This is a genomic window from Aliiglaciecola aliphaticivorans (assembly GCF_054782055.1).
The window spans coordinates 207,748-234,408 of record NZ_BAAGTF010000003.1 but is presented as its reverse complement, the minus strand read 5'-3'; the positions used below and the strand labels follow the sequence as shown (position 1 = coordinate 234,408).

The 26,661-nt window shown below is 40.7% G+C and carries 21 protein-coding genes; 8 read left to right on the top strand and 13 right to left on the bottom strand.

The window, feature by feature from the left end; translation table 11 throughout:
* Window positions 1-3,108 carry a hybrid sensor histidine kinase/response regulator gene (locus tag ACYVIL_RS02045; protein ID WP_460311386.1) on the bottom strand — a complete coding sequence of 1,036 codons (3,108 nt, stop codon included), beginning with the start codon at window positions 3,106-3,108 and terminating at the stop codon, window positions 1-3.
* Between the two features lie 262 nt (window positions 3,109-3,370).
* On the opposite strand from ACYVIL_RS02045, the gene ACYVIL_RS02040 reads away from it, so the two are divergent.
* From ACYVIL_RS02040 to ACYVIL_RS02020, 5 genes are all read left to right on the top strand, one after another.
* Entirely contained in the window at window positions 3,371-4,492 is a 1,122-nt protein-coding gene (locus tag ACYVIL_RS02040) for a PQQ-dependent sugar dehydrogenase (RefSeq protein ID WP_460311385.1), read from the top strand.
* Between the two features lie 150 nt (window positions 4,493-4,642).
* Window positions 4,643-6,949, top strand: a complete 2,307-nt coding sequence (gene parC, locus ACYVIL_RS02035; protein WP_303470940.1) for a DNA topoisomerase IV subunit A — start codon at window positions 4,643-4,645, stop codon at window positions 6,947-6,949.
* A 9-nt stretch (window positions 6,950-6,958) separates the two neighbouring features.
* A complete protein-coding gene (locus ACYVIL_RS02030) occupies window positions 6,959-7,396 on the top strand; it encodes a hypothetical protein (RefSeq protein ID WP_460311384.1) in 438 nt (145 codons plus the stop codon).
* A 164-nt stretch (window positions 7,397-7,560) separates the two neighbouring features.
* Entirely contained in the window at window positions 7,561-9,534 is a 1,974-nt protein-coding gene (locus ACYVIL_RS02025; protein WP_460311383.1) for a RecQ family ATP-dependent DNA helicase, read from the top strand.
* A gap of 392 nt (window positions 9,535-9,926) precedes the next feature.
* Entirely contained in the window at window positions 9,927-11,924 is a 1,998-nt protein-coding gene (locus ACYVIL_RS02020; RefSeq protein WP_460311382.1) for a M3 family metallopeptidase, read from the top strand.
* Window positions 11,925-12,164: 240 nt separating this feature from the next.
* Here ACYVIL_RS02020 and ACYVIL_RS02015 read toward each other — a convergent pair whose 3' ends face one another.
* The 8 genes from ACYVIL_RS02015 to rpe all read right to left on the bottom strand — a co-directional run bounded on the left by ACYVIL_RS02015 (window position 12,165) and on the right by rpe (window position 20,906).
* Complete coding sequence (locus ACYVIL_RS02015; RefSeq protein WP_460311381.1) at window positions 12,165-12,977, bottom strand: 2-oxoadipate dioxygenase/decarboxylase family protein; 813 nt, start codon at window positions 12,975-12,977, stop codon at window positions 12,165-12,167.
* 67 nt (window positions 12,978-13,044) lie between these two features.
* Window positions 13,045-14,517, bottom strand: a complete 1,473-nt coding sequence (gene astD / locus ACYVIL_RS02010) for a succinylglutamate-semialdehyde dehydrogenase (RefSeq protein ID WP_460311380.1) — start codon at window positions 14,515-14,517, stop codon at window positions 13,045-13,047.
* Window positions 14,518-14,540: 23 nt separating this feature from the next.
* Window positions 14,541-15,572, bottom strand: a complete 1,032-nt coding sequence (gene astA, locus ACYVIL_RS02005; RefSeq protein WP_303470927.1) for an arginine N-succinyltransferase — start codon at window positions 15,570-15,572, stop codon at window positions 14,541-14,543.
* Window positions 15,573-15,606: 34 nt separating this feature from the next.
* A complete protein-coding gene (locus tag ACYVIL_RS02000; RefSeq protein WP_303470926.1) occupies window positions 15,607-16,812 on the bottom strand; it encodes an aspartate aminotransferase family protein in 1,206 nt (401 codons plus the stop codon).
* 456 nt (window positions 16,813-17,268) lie between these two features.
* A complete protein-coding gene (locus ACYVIL_RS01995; RefSeq protein ID WP_460311379.1) occupies window positions 17,269-18,429 on the bottom strand; it encodes an HDOD domain-containing protein in 1,161 nt (386 codons plus the stop codon).
* Window positions 18,430-18,499: 70 nt separating this feature from the next.
* Entirely contained in the window at window positions 18,500-19,111 is a 612-nt protein-coding gene (locus ACYVIL_RS01990; RefSeq protein ID WP_460311378.1) for an anthranilate synthase component II, read from the bottom strand.
* Between the two features lie 76 nt (window positions 19,112-19,187).
* Window positions 19,188-20,192, bottom strand: coding sequence for a tryptophan--tRNA ligase (gene trpS / locus ACYVIL_RS01985; protein ID WP_303470918.1), 1,005 nt, complete (start codon window positions 20,190-20,192; stop codon window positions 19,188-19,190).
* 36 nt (window positions 20,193-20,228) lie between these two features.
* Window positions 20,229-20,906, bottom strand: coding sequence for a ribulose-phosphate 3-epimerase (gene rpe / locus ACYVIL_RS01980; protein WP_460311377.1), 678 nt, complete (start codon window positions 20,904-20,906; stop codon window positions 20,229-20,231).
* A gap of 327 nt (window positions 20,907-21,233) precedes the next feature.
* On the opposite strand from rpe, the gene ACYVIL_RS01975 reads away from it, so the two are divergent.
* The 3 genes from ACYVIL_RS01975 (at window position 21,234) to ACYVIL_RS01965 (ending at window position 22,627) form a co-directional block, all read left to right on the top strand.
* Window positions 21,234-21,914: a TorF family putative porin gene (locus ACYVIL_RS01975; RefSeq protein WP_303470912.1), complete on the top strand. Its 681-nt coding sequence runs from the start codon at window positions 21,234-21,236 to the stop codon at window positions 21,912-21,914.
* Between the two features lie 209 nt (window positions 21,915-22,123).
* On the top strand, window positions 22,124-22,426 hold the full coding sequence (locus ACYVIL_RS01970) for a hypothetical protein (RefSeq protein ID WP_303470910.1): 303 nt from the start codon (window positions 22,124-22,126) through the stop codon (window positions 22,424-22,426).
* Window positions 22,427-22,627 (top strand): DUF2970 domain-containing protein, encoded by a 201-nt coding sequence (locus tag ACYVIL_RS01965; RefSeq protein WP_303470907.1) that lies wholly within the window; start codon window positions 22,427-22,429, stop codon window positions 22,625-22,627.
* A 29-nt stretch (window positions 22,628-22,656) separates the two neighbouring features.
* On the opposite strand, the gene ACYVIL_RS01960 is transcribed toward ACYVIL_RS01965, so the two are convergent.
* The 4 genes from ACYVIL_RS01960 to aroK form a co-directional block, all read right to left on the bottom strand.
* On the bottom strand, window positions 22,657-23,475 hold the full coding sequence (locus ACYVIL_RS01960) for a Dam family site-specific DNA-(adenine-N6)-methyltransferase (RefSeq protein ID WP_303470905.1): 819 nt from the start codon (window positions 23,473-23,475) through the stop codon (window positions 22,657-22,659).
* Window positions 23,476-23,504: 29 nt separating this feature from the next.
* Entirely contained in the window at window positions 23,505-24,779 is a 1,275-nt protein-coding gene (locus tag ACYVIL_RS01955; protein WP_460311376.1) for a hypothetical protein, read from the bottom strand.
* A gap of 92 nt (window positions 24,780-24,871) precedes the next feature.
* The gene (gene aroB / locus ACYVIL_RS01950) at window positions 24,872-25,942 is read right to left on the bottom strand and encodes a 3-dehydroquinate synthase (protein WP_460311375.1); all 1,071 of its coding nucleotides are present in this window, start codon (window positions 25,940-25,942) and stop codon (window positions 24,872-24,874) included.
* Window positions 25,943-25,973: 31 nt separating this feature from the next.
* Window positions 25,974-26,489: a shikimate kinase AroK gene (gene aroK / locus ACYVIL_RS01945; RefSeq protein ID WP_303471661.1), complete on the bottom strand. Its 516-nt coding sequence runs from the start codon at window positions 26,487-26,489 to the stop codon at window positions 25,974-25,976.
* Window positions 26,490-26,661 lie beyond the last annotated feature (172 nt).

Genomic DNA, 26,661 nt, shown 5'->3' with positions numbered 1-26,661 from the left:
TTATAAATAGGCTTCGCTGTGCTCGATGACATTGCTGGCTTCTTTGATTAATGTTGGAAGGCGCAATTTTACAATACTAAATTCATCTAATTTTATGGCGGTTTCTAACTCGTCGCATAAATCAAGCAACATAGGCACTCCGGTATACAAACAGGCGCCATGTAATTTGTGGATTAATTGCTTGAGGGCCAGTTTATCGGTAACTTTCCACGCGCCTTCGATTTGCGATATGAGTTCCGGTAACTCTGCAACAAACGCATTTAGCATATCTTTTGCTGCGGCTTCATTTTGGTTGGCTATTTTCAAAGCCATCGACCAATCTACTGCAGAGTTCTCCGTTGACGTACTCTCGGTATCGCACCAGCGTTTAATCAACACAATCAAATCTTCTAAATCTATTGGTTTAGGCAGGTAATCATCCATTCCAGAAGCCAATAACCTTTCTTGCTCTTCTTTGAGTGCATGTGCGGTAACGGCTATTATTGGTGTTCCCACATTTAATTTGGTTTTACGGATTAAGCGAGAGGCTTGTAAGCCGTCCATAATCGGCATTTGCACGTCCATCAAAATGATATCGAACTCGTTTTCTTTACAAAAGTTCACCGCTTCTTCACCACTGTAAGCGAGACTTAATTCTAAATTTGAGGGATTTAACCAGGTTTTCAGCAAGCGCAGATTCATGTCCATATCATCAACGGCGAGAATTTTGATGTTAGGTAGATCAAGAAGGTTTTGAACTAATTGACTTTGGGTGGTCTCGTTTGAAGTTTCGGTTAAGCTTACCATTTTGCTAAGTGTAAGGGGCAAGCGCAGTAGGGTGGGCTTTTTAAGACTTTGAGACTCGTCAAATGCAATACCTTCACCTGAATATAGCGTAACTAGGTTGCTAATATTTACGTTGCTTAACTGAGGCAGTAGGTCTTTATGCTGATTTAAATAGCTCTCAGGGAGGCAAACAAAGAGGGTGTCGTATGCTTCTTTTGCTCCGATAAATTCAGTGATATTTGCCGTGATTGCAACTTGAGCTCCGGTATTTTCAAGCATCTTTGCCGCTGACAATGTTATTAGTTCATCGGTTTCTAACAGCAATACCTTTTTCTTACCCCAACCAATTTTACGGGCAAACTCATCAGATTTATTCAAGATGTTGGTGCTAATAGTGACACTAAAGCAACTGCCTTTACCTGGATTGCTGGTTAAGGTGATTTTGCCACCCATTAAATGCACTAACTGCTGACAAATCATCAAGCCTAACCCAGTGCCTTGATATGTTCGGCTGGTGGAGTCTTCTATTTGCGAAAAGGCGTTGAACAGTTTTTTGCGATCTTCTTGGCTGATGCCTATCCCAGTATCTTCGATATTGAAGTTCAGTTCGTACATGTTGTGGGGCAGCATTTTTCCTTTTACGATAAGACTAATGTGTCCACTGGGAGTAAACTTTAAGGCGTTGCCCAGCAGATTAGTTAAAATTTGCTTAATGCGTTGGGCATCCCCGACCAACTTTTGTGGCAACGGCGTCAGCTCATAGATAAATTCCAATTTTTTATTGTGTGCAGAACGAGCCATTACGCTAACCATTTCCTCCAACACATCATTGGGGCAAAAGGGTTGACTGTGTAACTGAAGTTTGCCAGCTTCTATTTTCGATACATCTAACACATCGTTGACGATATTAAGCAAGGTATCTGCTGCAGAGTTGATGATTCTCACATGTTCTTGTTTATCAACAGGTAAGGGAGTGTGGATGAGTTCTTTGCTAAACCCTAAAATAGCATTTAATGGTGTCCGGATTTCATGGCTCATGTTGGCTAAAAACTGAGATTTTATGGTACTTGCGTTTATTGCATCTTTTCTCGCAATATCTAACCGCGCATTTTGCTCTTCGATAAACTCCATATTATTTCGTAAATCATTTGTAGCTTGCTGAATCTCTCGTTCCAATTGATTGTGACTTTTATCCATCATCGCAATTGAGAATAAACCAGCTTGAATGAACAAACCTACATGTAGGCAATAGGTTGTAAAAATATTGGTTGGCAACAGACCTGTAATGCTAGTCATACTGACAAGTGCGCTAATAAATAGTATTAACCATGCTGCTATAAAATACCGAGCAGCGATAAATTTGTTTTTATAACTTTCAAATCCAGCGACTAAAAAACTAACGATTGCAAATAAGGTAACCAGGTAAACAATTGCATTTTGCCAGGTTCCAGGAAATAAACTAATTAATGAGCAGAACCCCATGGTAATTAACACGCCAATATTAATTTTGATAAAAGGCGCGGTTTTGTATGCGGTTCTTTTCGCTTCTAGAAAGCTGTAGGTGAATACACCTGAAGCGATTCCCACTAACACGAATACCAAATCCATATGACTGGTTAACCACAGAGTCGCTTCATAGGGCAACAGTAAAACTGAATGTCCTCCCCACACAAATTGCCAAGTGATTACAGCGCTAATATAGCCAACAAAAGCTAACAAACTGAGTTCTTTGTTAATCATATATAAGACTAGGTTGTATAATGCTAAAATGATTAAGCCACCATAGAATAACCCCCAAATTAGGTTGTCCCAGAAGGTCATTAGCATATACTTTTCGTAAGGTTGAATACTCAAAGGGGCAATGATTTGCATACTTTTTGATTCAATTCGAACGTATAGGTCGACTTTTTTTGCCAATGGCAGTTCTACTTTAAATGCGGGAAATCGACTGAATTGCTTACTCGATAACTTACCTTGTTTATTCGAGGCAATTAATTTATTTCCCTCAAATAAATAGAAATCAGCCCGATCCATGTGAGCAAATCCAATATCAATTACCCATTCCTCTAGGTCGCTAATACGATTCAGACTAGTGCGTAACCAAATTCCGCTTTCGTGAACTCCATAATTGGGATTAGTAGAAGAATGCCAGGAAAAGTCATCAATTCGCGTGCGCACTTCATCGATTGTTAGTTGGATGTCGGTTTCTGCTAGAACCTTGACTTTGTCAGAAAGGTGAGTCGTTTCATCATTGTTAATTAATTGCAAAGTCGACTGCGCAAAGGCGGGTAGTTCCATGAATAGTAGGAATAGTCCTAACAGTAAACTTTTTGGCAATCCCATGATGAACTTTATTTTCCAAGTATTTGAAAAGTGTAAATATCATTAAACCCTTTGGCTTCAGTTTTTTCAATTCTAAAATTTTTAGTTTGGCGATTAAGTGACTACCTTTAGACATACTGAGCGAAAAATGTGACCCTAGAATAAACAGAATGACTAGCTTATATTTCCGCTCGTCGTTTTAGTCTAAATAGTTGGACTAAAATCATAAGAAAGTGCGTATAGTTAATGGGTTGAACAAATTACAGTATTGAAGGATTTTTAGATGAAAAATATACAAGGCTTACTGCTACTATTTTTTGCAGTTTTGTATTCAACTTCAGGGCTCAGCGTACCACTAGATAAATTGATCTTACCAGATGGGTTTAAAATTGCCGTTTATGCTGAAGATGTAACCAATGCGCGGCAGATGGCCATGGGAAAAAATGGCATAATTTATGTTGGTAGTCGCTCAGAAGGCAAGGTGCACGCTGTCATCGATACCAACCAAGACGGTAAAGCCGACAAAGTGGTAGTGGTTGCTGATAATTTAACAATGCCTACGGGTATTGCTTATAAAGACGGTGATCTTTATGTTGCCGCCGTTAGCGAAGTACTAATGTATGAAAATATTGATGAGGAGTATGCTAACTCACCTAAAGGAGAGGTTGTCATCAGTGGTTTACCTACAGAAACCCATCATGGTTGGAAGTACATTGATTTTGGACCAGACGGTTGGTTATATGTACCCGTTGGCGCACCATGCAATATCTGCCAAACCGTAGGCGATGGTAAATTCGATGATCCTAGATTCGCCAGCATTCTGAAATTTAACCTTGCCACTAAAGAAATGAAGTGGGTCGCTAAGGGAGTTAGAAATACCGTTGGATTCGATTGGCATCCTGACAGTGAGGCTTTATGGTTTAGTGATAATGGCCGAGATTGGATGGGGGACGACATTCCGCCTTGTGAAATTAATCGCGTGACTGCCGATGAACAGCATTTTGGATATCCTTATATCCATGGCGGAGATATTATTGATCCTGAGTTTGGTACAGGAAAAGATCCTGATGATTACACTAAGCCTGAACTTAAATTGGGGGCTCATGTTGCGCCATTAGGAGTTCAATTTTACCAGGGCACGCAATTTCCAGCAGCATATAAAAAATCACTTTTTGTCGCTGAACACGGCTCTTGGAATCGCACTGAAAAATCTGGGTATCGGGTAATGCGAGCAAATTTTGACGGTACTGAAATTGGTTCTTATGAGACCTTTATCGAAGGTTTCCTTAATCCAGATGATACCGTTTGGGGGCGTCCTGTTGCGTTTTTGACCCTGCCTGATGGGAGTTTGTTGATATCCGATGATTTCGCTAACGTGATTTATAAGGTAACCTATCAAAAATAGACAGTGTAATTACGCTTTTGAATAGCACATTAGCTACTCTGTTAATCAGTGATAAAGTTGCCCGCAAGGGCAGTGAAAAATAATAAAAATACCGATTAAGAATGCCCTATTTATTCTTGTCGCATTGAAAATGGCCCGCACAAATATAATATGAGTGAAGATACAATTATCAATAAAGATGGCTCAGAGCAACTCGCACTGAGTCGTTTTACCGAAGATGCTTATTTAAATTATTCAATGTACGTCATCATGGACCGTGCTTTGCCTCACATCGGTGATGGTCTTAAGCCGGTGCAACGACGAATCGTTTATGCCATGTCCGAATTGGGTTTAAGCGCATCTGCGAAATATAAAAAGTCAGCTAGAACCGTTGGTGATGTGTTAGGTAAGTTTCACCCCCATGGTGACTCGGCATGTTACGAAGCCATGGTGTTAATGGCCCAGCCGTTTTCCTATCGCTATCCTTTGGTGGATGGGCAAGGAAATTGGGGAGCGCCAGATGATCCTAAATCTTTTGCTGCCATGCGATACACTGAATCACGTTTATCTAAATTCAGTGAAGTACTCCTTAGTGAGCTTGGTCAAGGAACGGTTGATTGGCAACCAAACTTTGATGGCACTATGGATGAACCTAAAGTGTTGCCAGCGCGTCTTCCTCATATATTACTCAATGGCGTGACTGGTATTGCAGTGGGTATGGCCACTGATATACCGCCTCACAATGTGCGTGAAGTAGCCAATGCCTGTGCCTTGTTACTGGATAATAGTAAAGCTGAGTTACAGGATATTTTGGCACATATCCAAGGCCCAGACTATCCCACGGAAGCGGAAATTATTACCCCTAGGGAAGATATCGCTAAACTTTATGAAACTGGGCGTGGTTCAATAAAAATGCGCGCGGTGTATCATGATGAGAGTGGTGATATTGTTATTACCGCTTTACCCCATCAGGCCTCTGGTGGAAAAATTCTCGAACAAATAGCCCACCAAATGCAGGCCAAAAAATTGCCAATGGTGAGTGATTTACGAGATGAATCTGATCACGAAAATCCAACTAGGTTAGTTATCACACCGCGCTCAAACCGTGTGGATGTTGAACAATTAATGCAGCATCTATTTGCTACTACTGATCTTGAGAAGAACTATCGAGTCAATATCAATATGATTGGCTTGGATGGACGTCCTCAGGTTAAAGATCTACGCACGATTTTGAGTGAATGGTTAGTTTTTCGAAAAGACACAGTGGTTAGGCGCTTACAGTATCGTCTCGATAAAGTATTGGCAAGGTTACATATTTTGGAAGGTTTACTAATTGCTTTTCTTAATATTGATGAAGTCATTCGTATAATTCGTTATGAAGATGAACCTAAACAAGAATTAATTAAAACCTTTAATTTATCAGATAAACAAGCTGAAGCCATTTTAGAACTCAAGTTGCGTCACCTTGCAAAACTTGAAGAGTTTAAAATTAAGTCTGAACAAGAAGAACTTGCAAAAGAGCGTGATGAACTACAATTATTGTTAGGTTCAGATCGTCGCTTAAAAACCCTGATTAAAAAAGAGATCTTAGCTGACGCTGCCAAATATGGTGACGATAGACGCTCACCTTTGGTGCAGCGAGAAGAGGCTAAAGCTTTGTCTGAAAAAGAATTAGTGCCATCTGAAGCGGTAACAGTCGTGTTATCTGACAAAGGATGGGCGCGTTGTGCAAAAGGGCATGATGTCGATGTTGAAGGGTTAAGTTATAAAGCTGGCGATGTTTATCTTGCCAGTGCAAAAGGACGCAGTAATCAGCAAGCTGTGTTTTTAGATAGTTCTGGACGCACCTTTGCCTGTGATGCTCATACTTTACCTTCGGCACGAAGCCAGGGTGAACCCTTAACTGGACGCTTTAGCGTTGTCGGCGGGGAAAGTTTCCAGCATGTAATAATGGCATCCGATGATCAACGGTATTTAATTTCATCCGATGCAGGTTATGGTTTTGTGGGTAAATTTGCTGATATGGTCAGCAAGAACAAAGCAGGTAAGGCTTATATCTCCTTACCAAGTGGTGCAAAAGTGATTAAACCACAAACGGTTTCTAATATTGAAACCGACTGGTGTATGGCCATCTCGAATGAAGGCCGAATGTTAATGTTTCCGTTGCGAGATTTACCAAGCTTAGGGAAAGGGAAAGGCAACAAAATAATTAATATTCCATCCGCCAAAGCAAAAACCAGAGAAGAATACGTAACTGTGCTAACGGTAGTGCCTGAAGGCGCTAGTGTGAAAATTATTGCTGGTAAACGCAGCATGACACTTAGTTCTGCTGATCTCGCTCACTATCAAGGTGAGAGAGGTCGAAGAGGAAATAAACTTCCTCGTGGATTACAAAGAGTCGATGATGTTGAAGTCGAATTTGTCGCCTCTTCCGTTGAGTCCGACTCGGAGAATCAAGACTCTGAAGACAAAACATAGGGGATAGCTATGCAAACTTCGCAGATTAATCAAGTACCTAAATGGTTTTGGATCGTCGCCAGTGTAATGTTGCTATGGAATTTATTAGGAGTAATGGCCTTTGTTCAGCAAGTGACTATGAGCCCGGAGCAAATCAACAGCATGCCAGTAGCCGAGCAGCGACTATATTTGGAACAACCTTTTTGGGTGCTGTTAGCCTTTGCTTTCGCGGTGTTTGGTGGCACTTTAGGGTGCCTTGCTTTGCTACTTAAAAAGTCCTTTGCGCGCGTTATATTTTACTTGTCATTTATTGGTGTGTTGGTCCAAATGACACACTCCTTTTTTATCTCAAATGCATTGGATGTTTATGGTCCTGGCGCTGCTGTCATGCCAATAATGATCTTAATCTTTTCAATCTTCCTAATCTGGTTATCAGGTAAAGCAATAGAAAAAGGCTGGATAGCTTAAACTCTATTTCACCGCAGATGAATTTCGGTCAAAAGTACAGATTTTTGACCGGAAATTGCATTTCTTAATCTCCAATCCTACTATCAACTCAGACGCTCAAAATATTATTTGATGTTTTGCCAGCAAACATTGAAAACCACACTTGTATAATTAGGAAATATCAATTGAAACAGGAATTAGTCTCTTCTCTCAAGCAACACTTTGGTTTCGATGATTTTAGGGATGGACAGTTTCCGGTAATTGACGCTATTTTGCATAAGCATTCCTGTTTAGCCATATTTCCCACTGGCTCTGGTAAGTCGCTGTGTTATCAGTTTAGTGCGCTACATTTACCACATTTAACTTTAGTGGTTTCACCGCTGCTTGCATTGATGCAAGATCAATTAGACTTTTTATTGAGCAAAAACATCCCTGCCGCCAAAATAGATTCAACACTCAGTTATGCTGAAAATCGGCAGATTATGCAGGACGCCCGCAGTGGTGCTTTGAAGATATTGATGGTGTCAGTAGAGCGTTTTAAAAATGAACGCTTTAGGCAATTTATTGAATCGGTGAATGTGTCATTATTAGTCATAGATGAAGCCCATTGTATTTCTGAGTGGGGTCATAACTTTCGGCCAGACTATTTAAAGTTACCTGACTATCAAAAAGCATTGAATATCCCCCAGGTATTGCTGCTTACTGCTACAGCCACGGCAAATGTTAAGCACGATATGGCGAACAAATTTGCCATTCAGCCCCAGCATATTGTGCAAACTGGGTTTTATCGTTCAAACTTAAACCTCAAGGTCCTCCACGCTCCTGAGGAACACAAAGCCGAGATGTTAGTTGATCAGCTTGCTCAACTCGATGGTGCTGGAATAGTGTATGTTACGTTGCAAAAAGAAGCTGAAGACTTGGCGTTACTTTTACGTCAAAACGGACACAACGCGGTGCCCTATCATGCTGGATTGAAAGATCAACAGCGACAAGCCACTCAACAGCAATTTATGGCTGATCAGGTGGATATTGTGGTAGCCACTATTGCATTCGGTATGGGGGTAGATAAATCAAATATACGTTTTGTCATTCACTACGAACTACCTAAATCAATAGAAGCGTATAGCCAGGAGATTGGCAGGGCGGGCAGAGATGGGGTAACCTCAGAGTGCATTACCCTAGCCAATTTGAACAACTTAACTCGCCTTGAAAATTTTGTTTATGCAGATACCCCAGAGCAAAGTGGAATTGATAAAGTACTTAGTAATATTAACCAATTGTCTGAAGATTCGAGCACGGGTGAGCTGCGCTGGGAAACGCAATTAATTCCATTGTCTAATGGGACAAATGTTCGCCAATTACCCTTAAAAACCTTGTTAGTGCAATTGGAATTGCGTCAGGTTATCACTCCGTTATTTGGTTATTTTTCTGAAATACGTTTTCGTTTTATCGAAGAAAAGTCCAAGATACTGGCTAGTTTTGATGGAGAAAGGCGTCAATTTCTAGAAGCCGTGTTTAGCGCCAGTCCGATGAAAAAGATCTGGTCAACTTTAGATCAAGAAGCGCTAAGCCAATCGTATCCTCATCAGCGAAACCGATTAGTAAGTGCCTTGGACTATTTACATGGACAACAACAAGTTGAATTGCAGAGTCAACGTCACACAGATGTTTACTCAGTGGACCAACAGAAACTGTTAGCTGCAGGGCTGGGTGAGTCTCTATTTGAATATTTTAAACTGAGAGAATCGGCGGAGATAAAACGAATCGCAGATTTGGTCGCATTTTTTCAAAGTAAACAATGTTTGAGTCAAACTTTAGCTGTTTATTTTGATGATCATAGCTTATCTCAACCTTGTGGACATTGTAGCGTTTGTATTTCAGGCGGGATTGACCTGCCTGACGTTATTGTGTCTAACACACCTAGTGAAGAACAGCTTACCCGTGCATATCAAGAATTAGCTTCGGTATTTGAAGCTAAGCTAAAAGAACCGCTTTCCATTCCATTATTTACTCGATTTTTAGCTGGATTGACGGGTCCTTATTTGACAAAAATTAGAGCTAGAACACTGAATGGTTTTGGTCTTTGTCAAAGCTTGCCTTATCAGCAGGTACTCAATTTAGCTATGCAAACCCTTGATGTTGAAAAGCGACCATTGTAAACGCGTAATTAGCTTTACAATTTGCGTGATTATGTTTGTGCCCCAAGCGACGAACAGCCTTGTGGGTCCTACTCTGGCTTCTATTAAATAGACACCTAAGTCATTCATAAAATACGGATACATTTCCCAAACTATCTTTTATCCTCTTGCCATCTTTGAGTGTACCAGCAAAGGCAAAAACGACCCCGTTGCAAAGAATAGCCTATCGTTCTATTCTAGTTCGGAGCTTGTTCGAACTGCGGCGTGACTCATGATCTGATCCCTAGCAAATTGGCATTATCAAGTTCGATAACAATTAAAGCGTAATTATAAAATGGATTTAGCTTACTAAAACGTACCGGTTTTATTTTTGTATACGCGAAAAGTGATGACTTTCATTTAGGAATAGGGATATGAAAAAACGTTTCAGCTTGTTAGTTAACTGTATTGGTCTTATGGGCTTGTCTTCCTTGGTACTATCTATCTATGCAATACCTACCTATGCAGAGACCGTATACGATCGTTCTGCAGAACAAATATCTAAGCACTGCTCTGAGTATCTTGCGAAGTTTGATGGGCAAATAAATGCACTTGCTGCTGCTAATGACGACGCAACCTACGATACGGTATTTAAACCTTTGGATGATTATATTGTTGAGTTTGGCGACCAATTATCCCACGACTACTTAATGCAAAATGTTCATATTGATAAGAGTATCAGAGAGGCCAGTGCTGATTGTGCATTAAAGGGATTTTCGACACTGAGTGCCATGAATGCGAATCGACCTTTGTATGAACGGATGTCAAAAGTCACGACCCAAGACCTTTCAGATGCCCAAAAGTTTACGGTCAATTATTGGAAGCAGCAGTTTGAAATGTCTGGTATCGGTAAAGATAAGGCTATGCGAGAACGTATTCAAAAAGTGAATGATGAAATTAATGAAATTAGCCAAGCTTTTGATAAAAATATCACCGATTCTATTAAATCTATTCAGGTCAAGCCGGAACGTTTAGCTGGCTTACCTCAAGACTATTTGGATAGCCACCGAGTCAATGAAGATGGATTAGTGACTATTACTACGGCTTATCCTGATATTCAACCCATATTTAGGTACGCACACGATGCTTCTTTACGTGAAGAAACGTTACTTATGGACAGTACTCGAGCAATGCCAGAGAACCAAAAGGTACTACAGGAATTATTATCAAAGCGTTATGAGTTAGCTAAATTGTTGGGGCACAAGAATTTTGCCGAGACCAATATGCTGGGAACTATGGTACAAACACCGCAAAATGTGGTTAATTTCATGCAAACATTGAGCGATGCCATTAAGAGCCTTGTGGTCAAAGAAAAAGCATTATTGCTTGCTGAAAAGCAAACTATCGCCCCCTCTGCAACACAAGTTCAGAGTTGGGATGCCTCTTATTTGCAAAATGTTGTTCGTGAAAAAGAGTTTAAATTAGACGCAAAACTGGTACGCCAATATTTTAGTTACGGCAAGGTTCGTGATGGAATTTTAGCGTTATCTGAAGATTTATTTGGCTTGACTATTAAGCCATCTAATCTGGATGTTTGGCATCAAAGTGTTGAACCCTATGATGTGTTTGAAAATGGTAAGCTAATTGGCCAATTTTATCTCGACTCTCACCCTAGAGAAGGGAAATTTACTCACGCCGCTCAATTTCCATTGGCATTCGGTAAACAGGGGGGATCTACACCTAAGGCAGTCCTTTTGATGAACTTTCCAGATGGGTTAATGGAGCATGGTCAAGTAAAAACATTCTTACATGAGTACGGGCATTTGCTACATTTTATTTTTGCCGGTCAAAATGAGATTGGATTCAGCAGCTTTCAAGGGGAATCTGACTTTGGTGAAGCCCCTTCCACGATGCTTGAAGAATGGGTTTGGGATTATGACACCCTTAAACAATTTGCAGTGGATGACAAAGGTCAGGTTATTCCTAAGTCGCTAGTGGAAAAAATGAACCAGGCACGTTATTTTGGACGAGCACTAAATGTTGCTAATCAACTCACTTATGCTGCCTTGTCTTTTGAGTTATATAATCAAAACCCAGAAGGTATAGACTTAAATGCTTTCGAAAAAGATATTTTTAACCGCTATTCTCCCTATGGACATGATGAGGGCACATACACATATGCGTCCTTTGGTCACTTGACCGGATATGGTGCTAAGTATTACACCTACCAATGGTCGAATTCCATCGCCGAAGAACTGCTCTCTCGCTTTAAGAAGGAAGGTTTGCGTAATACTAAAACGGCGGATGATTATCGACATATGGTGCTTGCAAGAGTAGGAACAAAACCCGCTGCAGAGTTAGTTAAAGACTTTCTTGGACGTAACTATAGTGTGCAAGCGTATGCAGATAAATTGGCCAACGGTAGCGAATAAGCGCTAGCAACCTGGAATAGAAACGAGCTTCACGCCTTTTAACCGATTAGCTAAGTTGCCGCGCACCTAAACAGGTGCGCATTTTGCCTTCGTCGCCCTTACTCATGACAGTTTGAGTTTTGAATTAAGAAAAGGGATGGCGAATAACACAATAGATGTTATCACTTGCGAAATCACGACACTATTGTGGGCAGAAGGCATCTGCGCCCACCATAATTCGTTTGCTCAAGATTGTTCCGCTTAAGGTTTTTTAGCGTTGGTGCTTTCGAAAATCTTATCAGCAGAAGCGGCCACAAAACCCTGATAAAGCTCACCATTGGGCAATTCGTATCGCTGAGCAAATTCATAAAAACAGCTCGGTATGATTTTACTAGTGTCTGCAAAACTCACTTCAATATGGTCTGCCATAGTGGACGACTGTGCCAAATATACTTCTGGGCCGCCTTTAATTTCTCCACCTGAGGTATTGAGTGTAAAACCTGCCTTTTTCAATAATTCGTTCACATCCGTTAATGCATCTAAGCCTTGAAGATGGTTAACTGATACGGTGAAATGGTTGGCGCGATATCCCCAAGCTGCCATCCAAGCTGCATATTCTGAAACCTCTAAAAGGGTTTCATAATCAGCACTGGAGATTTGCCAATGGGGGCCAGAATACAAAAAGTTTTCCTGGCTTGTTGCATCCTCTGCAACCTGACTGACCATCTTGTGAATAATGTCTTGTATCGGCTTGTCGAACTCGTTAACCCGTAATTCACTGATGAATACTTTAGGTTTGGTACTTTCTGGATGCTCAAAATGCTTTGCTTTGAGTTTCTTTTGCACAAAATCGTATTGGCCTTTTTCCACATAACCCAAAGCCAAAAAATGCGCCGCTAGTTTATCCAAGTTGACTGTATCTATATCAAATGTACGAAACGCCACATGGTCATTTACTAACGCAGATTCTCCATTGTATTGCCCCAGTAGTTCATGCACTTTTTGCGCAGAAGGGGTAATGTTCAAATAATCTTGCCAAAGATTTGCAAACAGAGCGTCAATATCAGTGTGCATAGCTGCAACCTATCTCAATTTAGTAAAAGGGCCTGCAAAGCTGAATGATTGCAGGCGGTTGAATTAATTATATGCTTAAACCTGGGCTTAAGGTTCCAGGTAGAGTTACCTGTTCCAATTCCACTGAAGCCACAGGAAATGCGCAGTAGTCCGCAGCGTAATAGGCACTGGCACGGTGATTACCACTTTCGCCTATTCCCCCAAATGGAGCGGCACTACTTGCACCCGTTATTGGTCTATTCCAATTTACAATGCCTGCACGTATGCGTTTAAAGAAATACTGATAATCCGCTTCATTATCGCCGATAAAACCTGCGCTTAATCCGAATTTAGTATTATTTGCTGACGCAATTGCTTGGTCAAAATCATCGTATCTAATGACTTTCAAAAGTGGTCCGAAATGCTCTTCATCAGGCATCTCATTCGCCATAGATGTGACATCGAGAATGCCTGGAGTAACGAAACCTGTTGCTGTATCTGTGTGGATCAGTTTGACTAACTCAGTGGCACCTAAATCAACTAATTGTTGCTGTGCTTTAACCATTCCTGCTGCGGCATTAGCAGAGATCATCGCGCCCATAAAAGGCTGATCTTCGGCATCATAATGGTCAACTTTGATATTTTTGGTGACCTCAATCAGCTTCGCTAGGATTGCGTCGCCTTGTTCACCGGTTTGAATAAACAAACGGCGAGCACAGGTGCAACGTTGTCCAGAGGTGACAAATGCTGATTGCACAATATCGTGAACCACTGCATCAATATCTTTTGCATCTTTTACGATAAGGGGATTATTACCGCCCATTTCTAACGCTAGTATTTTGCCGGGATGGCCAGCAAACTGTTCATGCAGAATTTTGCCAGTGCGAGAACTTCCGGTGAAAAATAGGCCATCAATATCAGTATGACTGGCTAGTGCTTTGCCTGTTTCTACTTCACCTTGCACTAAATTCAAAACTCCAGCTGGTAAACCAGCTTGTTGCCAGAGTTTTACCATTTTCTGAGCCACTAAAGGTGTTAGGTCGCTAGGTTTAAATACTATGCAGTTACCGGCGATAAGGGCCGGAACTATGTGTCCATTCGGCAGGTGTCCTGGAAAGTTATAAGGACCAAATACAGCAACTACACCATGAGGCTTGTGGCGAATAAAGGCTTTGCCAACAGGCATTGGGTTTTCAACTGTGCCTGTGCGATCTTGATAGGCACGTTCTGATATGGCTATTTTACCGACCATAGCACCGACTTCAGTGGCGGTTTCCCATAACGGTTTTCCTGTTTCTTGAGCAATGGTTAATGCCAAGTCTTGTTTGTTTTCAGTAAGCAGCTCTGCATAGCGCTTAACGATTTCCAAGCGCTTTTCAAGGGCGAAATCACTCCAGCTGATAAACGCATTTCGAGCCGCTTTAATGGCTGAATCTATCTGTTTAGGCGAAGCCGACTTGGCTTGCCAAATAATAGTGTTTTTCGCGGGATCAATTGATTGAATATCGTGACCTTCACCTAGGTGCCACTCACCTGCAATATAGTGGGCTTGTGTCGTCATACATAATTCCTATGGCTGGGTTATTAAATTATTTTGGTTGGTGCATAACGTATTTGGTCATTTTCAGCGACCATTAACGCTGCAGCGCTTTGGGGAGAGAGATACGCAAAGTTGTTGTCAGCATCCACATAAACTTCTGTAGAAATTGCTCTGAAGTCTTTTACCTTGGTGTTAATTACGTAACACAAGGTGCCTTCAGCCGCTTTTTGCTGGTCAATTTTGATGGGTAGCTTGCGACTAGCTTGAGCGGTTCTAATATGTTGGATATTGGCTTCTACGGTTGGACCGCCGTCGAAAATATCGACATAACCACGGCTAATAAACCCTTCTTGCTGCAAAAGCTGCAAAGCGGGACGGGTTTTTTCGTGAACCTGACCAATAACAGCTTGCGCCGCTTTGCTGAGTAAACTCACATAAATAGGGTATTTAGGCATTAGCTCGGCAATGAACACTTTATCACCAATGCCGGTTAAGTAATCCGCAGTAGGGAAGTCCATTGAAAAGAAATGTTCTTCAAGCCACTGCCAAAAAGGAGATCTTCCGTTTTCGTCACTTACTCCGCGCATTTCAGCAATTACTGTTTCTGAAAATCGTGTTTGATGCTCTAGCATAAACAAAAATCTAAACTTAGAAAGCAGGCGACCATTACTGCCTTGTCGGGCACTTTCTTTAAGAAACAATGTACAAATTTCAGATACACCTGTGTAGTCGTTACATAGGGTAAGAATGTCGACAGTATTGTGAATTTTAAGTTCGCGAGAAGCGTGAACCACTTTGCCACAATGGTAGTGGTAAAAAGAGTCTTCTAAACCGACAGTTGCAGCAATACCGCTAGTACCGACAACCTCATGGCTATCGGTATCTTCCATTACAAATAAATAGCTTTGGTTTGCAGGCTTATCGACCTGCTCTCGAAATGCAATTTCAGATTGTTCTATTTTGCGTCGCAATAGACCTTCGTTAACAGGCAATGATGTAAAACCAATGCCTGATTCAACCGCAATATTGTACAACTCATCATAATCGCTTAACGCAATAGGACGGATCACTTTCATAGTAGGGTGCTCACTTTACTGTTCGCGTGTTAACTTAGCTATTTACAACATGCTCAATAGCACGTTCAAACCGAGCTAGTCCTTCGGCAATATCTTCATCAGGAATGACCAATGAAGGAGCAAACCGCACCACGTTTGCGCCTGCAACCAAACACATCATATTATTAGCGGCCGAGGCCACTAAGAAGTCTCTTGCTTTCCCTTGATATTGTTCAGCTAAGGCACAACCTATCAATAGGCCTTCACCACGAATTTCACTGAATACATGAAATTTCTGGTTAATTTTTTCAAGGCCATCACGGAATAATTGCTCTTTACGCTTAACGTCCTGCAGAACCGCTGGTGTATTCACAATATCCAGCACTTTTTCAGCCACAGCACAAGCTAATGGATTACCGCCATATGTACTTCCGTGAGTACCCACTTTCAAACTAGCAGCAATTTCTGTAGTCGTTAACATGGCACCAATGGGAAAACCGCCACCTAAGGATTTTGCAGTCGTCAAAATATCAGGAATTACATTAAGACCCATATAAGCATATAGGTTGCCTGTACGGCCTACACCTGATTGGACTTCATCAAATATAAGTAATGCATTGTGTTCAGAACATAACGCACGGACGCCTTCCACAAATTCCTGGGTGGAGCTAATGACACCGCCTTCGCCTTGCAAAGGTTCCATGATGACCGCACAGGTTTTGTCTGAAATAATGTCTTTCAGTGCATCAAGGTTGTTGAAGTCGACATGCTCAACAGCGCCAGGTTTTGGACCAAAACCATCTGAATAAGCTGATTGGCCGCCCACAGTGACGGTGAAAAATGTACGTCCGTGAAAACCTTGGTTAAAGGCGATGATTTGATTTTTATCTTCGCCAAAATGTTCTAATGCATAACGTCTAGCTAATTTCAGTGCGGCTTCATTTGCTTCTGCGCCTGAGTTACAAAAGTAAGCTTTATCCGCGAAAGTGGCGTGAGTTAACTTTTTACCTAAACGAAGCGCCGGTTCATTTGTAAAAACATTACTAAGATGCCAAAGCTTTTCGCCTTGCTCTTTCAATGTCGCAACTAAATCAGGGTGGCAATGACCTAATACGTTCACAGCGATACCACCGGCAAAGTCTATGTATTCTTTCCCTTCCTGATCCCATACTCGCGATCCCTGGCCTTTTACAGGAACTATGGCAGCTGGGTTATAATTAGGAACCATAACTTCGTCAAACGTTGCGCGTGTTACTTGCATTCTTTACCTCACTTAAAATTCTGGACGTGTATTTTCACTTCTGATTAATACTCTGTTGGCAGCAATAATATGCTGCCCAACGACCAATTTGGACTGCGCATTGTGTCAGATTTAAATCAATCTGTCTCTAGCAGAAATGCCGAAAACCCTTAAATTTAAAGGGATGCGGCTAATTTTGCAGGAATAGTGAATAACTATTAATACTAAGGAAACCTCCATGGCTGAATAAATTTGTGCTACGTCCGAGTAGCGTGTAGATGTCTAAAAAATCTGTGAGTGGGGGCATTTGAGGCTGGGCAATTTGATTAAAATACGCTAACTATGAAATAACATGGGCATATCTCCCTTTAGATTTGCCACAGAGGAAGATTATTACAAGATTAAAGTGGTTTGCATGAATATGTAAAAAAAAATTTAACAAATTTATATAGGTTTTCTTCTAAGAAACGAGGTTGGCTACTTTTCATCCAAAATGATGTCGAAATCACGCAAGTTTGTTAGCTTCAATTCTGCTAATGCCCCTTTGGGAAAACTAAATTGTCGCAGATATACTTTCGCTTCTTCTAATGTAATCAATTTATTTGCTTTAAGGGTACGGTATCGATTGTAACCTTCTCCTTGAACCAATACTTTCCCTAGAGGGGATAAATCTGCGATTTCTTTGTCGCTCGCAAAATCGCCCATTGCTTCAACAAAAGCGAGTCGTTTAAATGGCATGTGCGAGAGCAATTCAGTGCTTAGAGCAAAACCATATTTGTTTAGTGCTTGTAACAAAAAGGTTTCGGAAGGTGTCACTTCACCTAATGCAAAATGTTCATCAGGTTTACGTTGATTCTGTGCTTCTAACAATGCTTCCCTGTGTACTTCGTCAAAGAACTTGAAAAATAAACGAATGATCACAATTTTTCCAAAATCATGGAATAAGCCTAACAAAAAAGCATTATAACTATCTAACTTATTTACTTGGGCTAGTTTTTTACAGGACATCGCGGTGCCAATGGACGCATCCATCATTTGCACTTTAATTTTAGGGAAAGGGTCGGTAATTTGTGGCAAACAGCGTCTAAATGCAATGGATGGAATCAACATTTTGATATTCTCCACCCCTAAATAACTTAACGCTGTTTTTAAGCTTTCGACCACTACAACTTTGCCATTAGAATCGACCCTACGATACTTAGGTGTATTGATCAGTCTGATTAATTCATCATATAGCCAAGGCATACCCGCAGCTATAGGTTCAATTTTACTAATTGAAGTTGCTTTCGTTGCCAAAGCATCGAGTAAATCTGGAAGGTTTTGGTCGAAGCCTAAAACGTTGTGAACTAGTTGTTGTTTATCTTCAAGTTGTAGCTTTATACGTTTATTAATTTCATTGTGTATCTTGTTTTGAAGACTTTGAACATAGTTTGAATAAGAGAGCCTGTTGAGCTCTTTATCATACCTAGCTTGTTTTTCGACTTCTAGTAAGGTGCGTTGCGTATCTTTACTCACGTCTGATTCAACGGCGCTGGGTTCGCTTCCTACTCCCATATGCTGCTGAGCTAACTTTAGACTTATCGTTAAGTAATCAAAGCGTAAATTGATTTCGTTCTTCAGTGCCAAAAGTTCGCTCATGGATTTTTCTTAGTGCCTTTGAATAATATTTAAAGAGAGTGTTCTTATTAAATTAGTTGCTCAAACTGAGCTAAAAAGCACCTTGGCTTTTATCTATCCACCATTTATCGGCAATGTTAACAAAATTAGATAGCAATTTATGCCCTTCTAAGGTTAAAAGTGATTCTGGGTGAAATTGCACCCCCATTAGCGGCCAACTTATGTGTTCAATTGCCATGGGCTCAACGTTATTGAATTCTTCGCACCAAGCCGTTACACGAAATGCGTTTGGTAATGAAGGCGTATTCAGGATTAACGAATGATAACGGGTAGCAACAAACGGATCCTCTATATTGTCAAACAATGAGGTTCCTTTATGGCGGATACTTGAGGTCTTGCCATGCATAATGTGTTCAGCTACTTCTACTTTTGCACCAAACACTTGTCCGATGGCTTGATGCCCTAAACAGACTCCTAAAATAGGGATCTTGCCAGCGAAGTTTTGAATCGCTTCTAAGGTCACCCCCGCTTCATTGGGGGTACAAGGCCCGGGCGAGAAAACCAAATACTTTGGCGCTAATTGTGCAATTTGCGCACAGGTTATTTGGTCATTTCTCACTACCTGAACTTCTACATTCAATTCTCGAAAGTAACGTGCAAGGTTGTGAGTAAATGAGTCATAATTATCGATCAACAATAGCATGACAATTTACTTTCCTAATAAACAGCTATCACAACAACATTACTTTCAACAAATGAATTTCTGAAACGTTTTGTGCCTATGGCTTTGGAATAAACCCAACGGATTTAAACACTTTTTCAATCATGACCGAAGCGCGAGCACTGGCTTTTTCAGCCCCATCTTTCATGACGCTATTCAAATAGGTTTGGTCTGAACGTATTTCGTGGAATCTAGTTTGAATAGGTTCTAACAAAGCAACCACGGCATCTGCCACGTCACCTTTTAAATGACCATACATTTTGTCTTCGTATTCAGGCACTAGACTGTCGATACTCTTGCCGGTCGCACAGGATAGTAAGGATAATAGATTCGAAACCCCTGGCTTCTCCTGTTTGTCGAAATAGATACGAGCTTGCTCATCGGAGTCAGTCACTGCACGTTTAATCTTTTTACTGATTTTTTTCGTGTCTTCTAGCAGGCCAACAAAGTTGTTTGGATTCGCATCAGATTTTGACATCTTACTACTCGGATCCTGAAGACTCATTATGCGCGCGCCATATTCTGGGATAAAAGGATCGGGAATAGTAAAAATATCGCCATATAAGTTATTAAAGCGGGTGGCGACATCTCGGGTTAATTCTAGATGCTGCTTTTGATCGTCGCCTACGGGGACTTTATTAGGTTGATACAACAGTATGTCGGCAGCCATAAGGGAAGGGTAAGTCAAAAGACCTGCATTAACATTAGCGACATTTTTGGCTGATTTATCTTTGAATTGAGTCATTCTGTTCAATTCACCCATTTGCGTATAGCAATTTAGCACCCAAGCCAACTGAGCGTGCTCTGGCACATGGGATTGCATAAAGATCGTGCTTTGGTTGGGATCAATTCCACAGGCTAAATACAACGATAAACCATCTAAACAAGCATTGTAGAGGGCTTCAGGATCTTGACGAACGGTAATGGCATGCATGTCTACAATCATATACAGGCAATCATTATCCTGCTGCATCCCCACCCATTGGCGCAATGCGCCCATATAATTACCTATAGTTAGTTGTCCAGAAGGCTGACAACCGCTTAATACAATTGGTTTACTCATAGTATAAAATAATCTTCTTAAAAGTGAGAAAAAGGCTTAAGCCATATTTACTTTGCTTAATTCTAGACGCATTTGGTCTATAACCTGTTTGTAATCTGGCTGATTAAAGATAGCTGAGCCAGCTACAAAAGTATCGGCTCCTGCTTCAGCAATGCTGCGAATATTATCGACTTTTACGCCACCGTCAATTTGAATTCTAATTTGTTTGCCCGATGCTTGTACCCTCTGCTTAACAGCTCTGATTTTTTCAAGGGTTTGGGGGATAAATTTTTGTCCGCCAAATCCAGGGTTAACAGACATCATAAGAATAAAATCAAGCTTGTCGATGATGTGGTCGAGACAATTTAACGGTGTTGCAGGGTTTAGCACTAGGCCAACTTCGCAGCCATTATCGACTACTAATTGCACACTACGATCTAAATGTTTAGTTGCTTCTGGATGGAAACTGATTCTGTGTGCCCCTGCTGTAGCAAAATCCTCAATCATTTGGTCAACAGGATCAACCATCAAATGTACGTCGATAGGCTTTTTAATCCCGTACTTTACTAAGGATTCACACACCAACGGGCCTACCGTCAAATTAGGTACGTAATGGTTATCCATCACGTCAAAATGAACTAAATCTGCACCTGCCTCTATTACTTGCTCTACTTCACTTCCCAAACAAGCAAAGTTGGCAGACAGAATAGATGGCGCGATTAAAAAAGGACTCATGAATTTCTCCAGATAAATTTGCCGATAGTGTAAAGAAAAATGACTAATGAAAAAAGCGTTAGTCACTTCAAACCCAAGCACCATATTGGTGCTTTAGAACCAAAACGGTGCTTCAAAAGCCCTGAATAGAGGATTTTAGTATAAGCATTGTTTATTCAATATTAAGATTTATTTATAAGAAACAAAGGGTTACGTTATTGTTGTGATTATGTAAATAAGCGGCATTAGAATTGCGTTATCTGTGCCAGCAACAAAACAAAAAAATAATAATAATAATAAAAATAAAACTTAAAACATTGAAAATAATATAAATTTCGGAGAACACATATGAAAACCTTGAAATTGGCAGCATTGGCTGTAGCTGTACTTTCTGCAACCAGTTTTAGTTCCTTAGTTCAAGCTGAAGTATCAGCTAATTTTGGTGCAACAAGCAACTATATTTGGCGTGGTATGAGCCAAAGTTCTAATGATGTATCAGTCTCTGGTGGCATCGATTATTCGAACGAAAGCGGCTTTTACGCGGGAACTTGGGTTGGCTCAATTGACTGGGGTAACGGTGACGGTACTGAAAACGACTTCTATCTAGGTTATGGCGGTGAATCAGGGGACTTTGGATACGATGTTGGTTATATTTATTACATGTATCCAGCAACAGGCTTTGAAGATTCAGATTTTGGTGAAGTCTATTTCAATGGTTCATATAAAGCATTTTCATTTGGTGTTGCTTATACGGTAAACAGTCAATATGACGATGATGCACCTTATGGTACTGGTGATCTGTATTATAGTGTCGGCTATGGTGTTGACCTTCCAAATGAATTTGGCCTTGGTCTAACCTATGGCTACTACGATTTCGATAGCGATGATGAATTATACGGCGACGTTGACTTTGGTCATTTTCAAATAGATTTATCGAAAGGTGATTTTACTTTGAGCCTTTCTAAAGCAGATGATGAATCAGGTGATGACGATACTAAATTCGTTGTTAGCTGGGGTACATCGTTCTAAGTAAATAGTTATTTGAAACGCCTGAAAAGCCAACTGAAAAGTTGGCTTTTTTGCTTGTTAAGCAGAAATATAGTGGTGTTTGATCGCCTATTTGATCGCATAAACCCATCCCAACTACGACAAATGACAGGCTAATAAGATAAAAGATAGTTGTTCATTTTATCAACACACGTATAATAGCCCCAATGGATTTATTCTGAGGTGGTCAAATGAACAGAAAGTTGAAAGTATTTTCTTCACTTGGTGCAGTTATGTTCAGCATGGTTTTTGTCCTGCAAACACAACTTTCTGGTGCTGATGACTTCTGTCAAAACATTGATACCCTTGAATTTAATCCAAACTTGCCCATTACACATCCGATTAATCGATGTGCTTCAGTCAATCACAATAATGTTAGCTGGAAGAATTGGTTTTCTGGACGTTCTGGCTACAAGTTTCACTATCTAGATTTGTTAGAGCTGCTGTTTCGGGCGGCAGATACTAACTCTCCTGTATCTTCGGACGCTCAGTAGTTGTCAGAATCCAAATCAAATAATAGTTTGTGGGGCGTGTTTAAAAGCGTCGCAGCAAGCGTATTTGGAGTGCAATCTCACCAAAATTATGAGCATGATTTTCAACAGAAGTCATTTGTTCCGTTTCTATTGGTTGGTATTGTCTTTGTTATCGCCTTAATACTTGGTTTGGTCGCTGTGGTGAACATTGCATTAAGTTAGTTTTGCAATCTAACGCTAGCTACTTGAACTTATGCGTACAGGGCTAACAATTCGCCCACCTTTACACGTTTATCGCCTTTTTGACTGATAGTGCGGCTTACCATTAAGCTGGTGATATCGGCTTGTGAATATATATCACGGGTAAAGGGAGTATCGTGGTTACTAATCAAAACACTAACGGACTTCTTCGAGGCATTATGTTTTGCTAATTTAGCCAACATCAGTTGTTCATCTAATGAGAATCCATTTTTGGAATATTGAGTGAAGTTAGCGGTTAAACTAATCGGTGCGTAGGGGGGATCACTATAGATAACATTTCCCGCTCTAGCACGGGCAAAACTCTGCTGAAAGGGTTCACAGGTGAAGATTGCTTTTTGAGATTTTTCAGCAAAATAGAATAGCTCTTTTTTGGGGAAGTAGGGTGCTTTGTATCGACCAAATGGCACATTAAATCCACCTGACAGATTATATCGACAGAGCCCGTTATAACCATGTCTATTCAAATACAAGAATAAAATTGATTTAAAAAACAGATCATCGGACTGGTTAAACTCTTTACGCAGTTCGTAAAACCTTTGTTCCTGATTATTCAATGGACTAAAAAGCTTTTCTGCTTCTTGAATGAAATAATCAGCCTGGGTTTTGACAACCGAGTAAAGATTAATGAGGTCTGGATTAATATCATTCAAAATATATTGGGGGTATTCGGTGTTTAAAAAAACCGATCCGGCACCGACAAAAGGTTCGATTAATTTGTTACCTTGAGGCAAGCGTTGGCGAATTTCATCGATCAGCCCATATTTTCCACCTGCCCATTTCAGAAATGCCCGATTTTTGTTTTTATTCATGTCCGCTTTTTGGTGTAACTACAACGAGGTTATTGCTGAGGTACTGCCAATTCTACCTTAATTTGTTTAACTGATTTAGCAAATGGAACTGTTTTATCAATGCTATCGGGTAAGGAAGCCGTATACTGCCGCGCTTGTTGTACATTGGCAAAGGTTTTTTTGAAAATTACCACATGCCAATCACCCCCGAAGCGTTGAGTCGTGTATAGCCAACTTGTATCTTGTAAATCATGCTCTTGCACAAATCGAGTTGCCACATCTAAGTCACTCATTGACGCCAATTGTAAAACAAATAGCTGGTCATTTAACTCTGCTATTGGGTGATCAACCTGTTTATCATCAGAATTAAGGTCTTCGTTAACGGATACTGAGTCTGGTTGATTAGGTTTATCTAGCGGCTTTTCCTGAAGTTCTTTCTGGGTTTGCAATTCTTGTTTTTCAATTTCCTGTTGCCAAGTGGTTACCAGTTCTTGTGATTCGTCTGCAGACAAAATATTGGCTTCTTCTTCCGTTGCTGTGGATTCTATTAATTGGTTTGCTTTTTCCAGGTGTTCTTCAGTCAGATTATTCTGTTCTGCTAAGTCTTCTTCTTGTATTGGAGAAACTTTCGTGGACTCAGTCAGAGCTGCTTTTTCTAGTTCTTCAATTTCCCTGCCAGTCTCATCCATATTGGTGTAATCAGCATTGACAAATTGTTTTATCTCATCAGGATACTGCCAGAATACCAGCATAGAAAAAATGCCTAAAAAAGCGATTCCAGCTAAAATTTTGAACAGCGGTTTATTTATTGTTGAGTCAGTTTCTCCGTCACCATTGTTTTTAAACCGTTGGGCTATTTCCGCGCGTTTTTGATTGATACTTTCACTGTAGCTTTGGGTAAATTGATTTTTGCTGATAACTTCCGAGCTTAGTAAAATGGGCAAGTGTTGATTATCTTTCGCTAAGTTTGATTTAGCCGATTCGGTCCATTCTGGGCTTCCGAACAAGAGTACATTGAGGTGATGGCCCTTTTCTAAATCTTTGTTTTTTAATACTAAGCTCCAGAGCTCATTGAGTAAATTTTTTGAAATATGCTGGGCAGCACAAATACACAATAGAATCGGTCCAGTTTCTTTAGCAAGCTGTTGGATAAGTTGTTTGTCCAGGGGAACATTAGGAGATAGCGGGTGACTCACTAACTGGCGATATATTTCGTTTCTGTAATCCGAATCTCGAAGGGTACTTTGGCCATTGATAAACGCCACTTCGGTATTTTCATGCTGCTTGGCTATAAACTGCTGCAATGAGGATTGTTGTTGCGACAAACTTTCACAGCTTATAAATATGAGCTGCGACGAGTATGAAACTAAATATTCCAGTCGGCTATGCAACTCGTTTATGGCCACAATCCATTCTCTTAGCGATTCAATATATCTTGCAATATATCCTGTTCTACCTCTTTAGTCACAACAGCTTCACCAATGGCAGTCGGAATAATGAACCTAATGGCGCCAGATAACACTTTCTTGTCATGTTGCATATGCTGCATGAAAATATCGTAATTCATGTGTTCAGGCGCTTCCACAGGTAATTCGAATAGCTTTATAAGGGCTATCATGCGATCCAAATCAGATTTTGAAATCCAATTTTTCTTAAAGGCCGCTTTGGCGGCTAATACCATGCCACAGCCAACAGCTTCACCATGTAACCAATTGCCATAACCTTGTTCGGCTTCTATAGCGTGACCAAAGGTGTGTCCAAGGTTTAGTAGGGCCCTAATTCCGTGCTCTTTTTCATCCTTAGATACAATTTCAGCTTTGATTTCGCAACAGCGTTTGACGACAAATTTCAAATGTTCTGGGGAAAGGTCTTTCAACCCTTGAGCGTTTTCTTCTAACCATTGGAAAAACTCAGCATCATAAATGATACCGTATTTGATCACTTCAGCCATACCTGCAGCAAATTCTCGGGCTGGTAAGGTTTTTAAGGTATCAATATCAATTACAACGCATTGGGGCTGATAAAAAGCGCCGATCATATTTTTTCCAAGAGGATGGTTAACGGCTGTTTTACCGCCTACTGATGAATCAACTTGAGAAAGCAAGGTGGTCGGAACTTGAATAAAAGGGATACCCCTTTGGAAACACGCAGCAACAAAGCCGGTTAAATCACCAATGACACCTCCGCCTAGGGCTATTAGTGTGGTATCTCGTGCAGCATGTTGTTCTAGCAGTTGTGTCGTCACTGCATCAAATTGGGTTAGGTTTTTATGTTGTTCGCCATCAGGTAAGCACACAACGCTCACATCCAATCCTTCCAACGCACTCAATAGTGAATTCAGGTAAAGGGGCTTTACGACGTCGTTGGTAACGACTATCACTTTATTGCTTTTAACATGTTCTTCGAACGAACTTTTGGAAGTGAGTAAATCTGAATCTATATTGATTGGGTAACTACGCTCACCCAACTCTACTCTAATTGTTGACATGAGCGTGTACCTCTTGTGCGGAACGACCTGGTTAAAGTCCGATTTTGTTTATGATTTGACTTGCAACAGCCCGTGCGCTCTGATCGTCAGTATCTACGATATAGTCAGCTACTTCCTCATAAAGAGGGTTACGAGAGTCTGCAAGTTCACGCAGAACCATTTCCGGATCATCTTTTTGCAATAAAGGACGACGTTTGTCTCGTTGAGTACGAGCCACTTGCTTGTCTATGGTAGTTTGCAAATAAACCACAATGCCTCGAGCGGACAAACGATTACGAACATTCTTACTGACAATAGAGCCGCCACCGGTTGCTAAAACGATACCTTGTTTATCAGTTAGGTCGTTAATTACGGTTTCTTCTCTAAGCCTAAAACCATCTTCACCTTCTAAATCAAATATCCACGCGATATCCGCGCCAGTACGACGCTCGATTTCCTGATCGGAATCAAAAAACTCTAGATGAAGTTCGTCGGCAAGATGCCTTCCTATCGTGCTTTTGCCAGCCCCCATAGGACCAACAAGAAAAATATTACGCTTTTCTGCCATTTTTGCTTTTATCACAACTTTAGTTAACTGGGGATTTGCAGCCCAATTTGAATTATTCCAACTACGTAAAAGTCCCATTAAATCAGCTAGATAGTTAAATCTAGTCGACTCGATTCGTCTAGGTAATTGGTCTGAACATGACCTCGTCAAAATTTCGAGAGCGCGATTATCT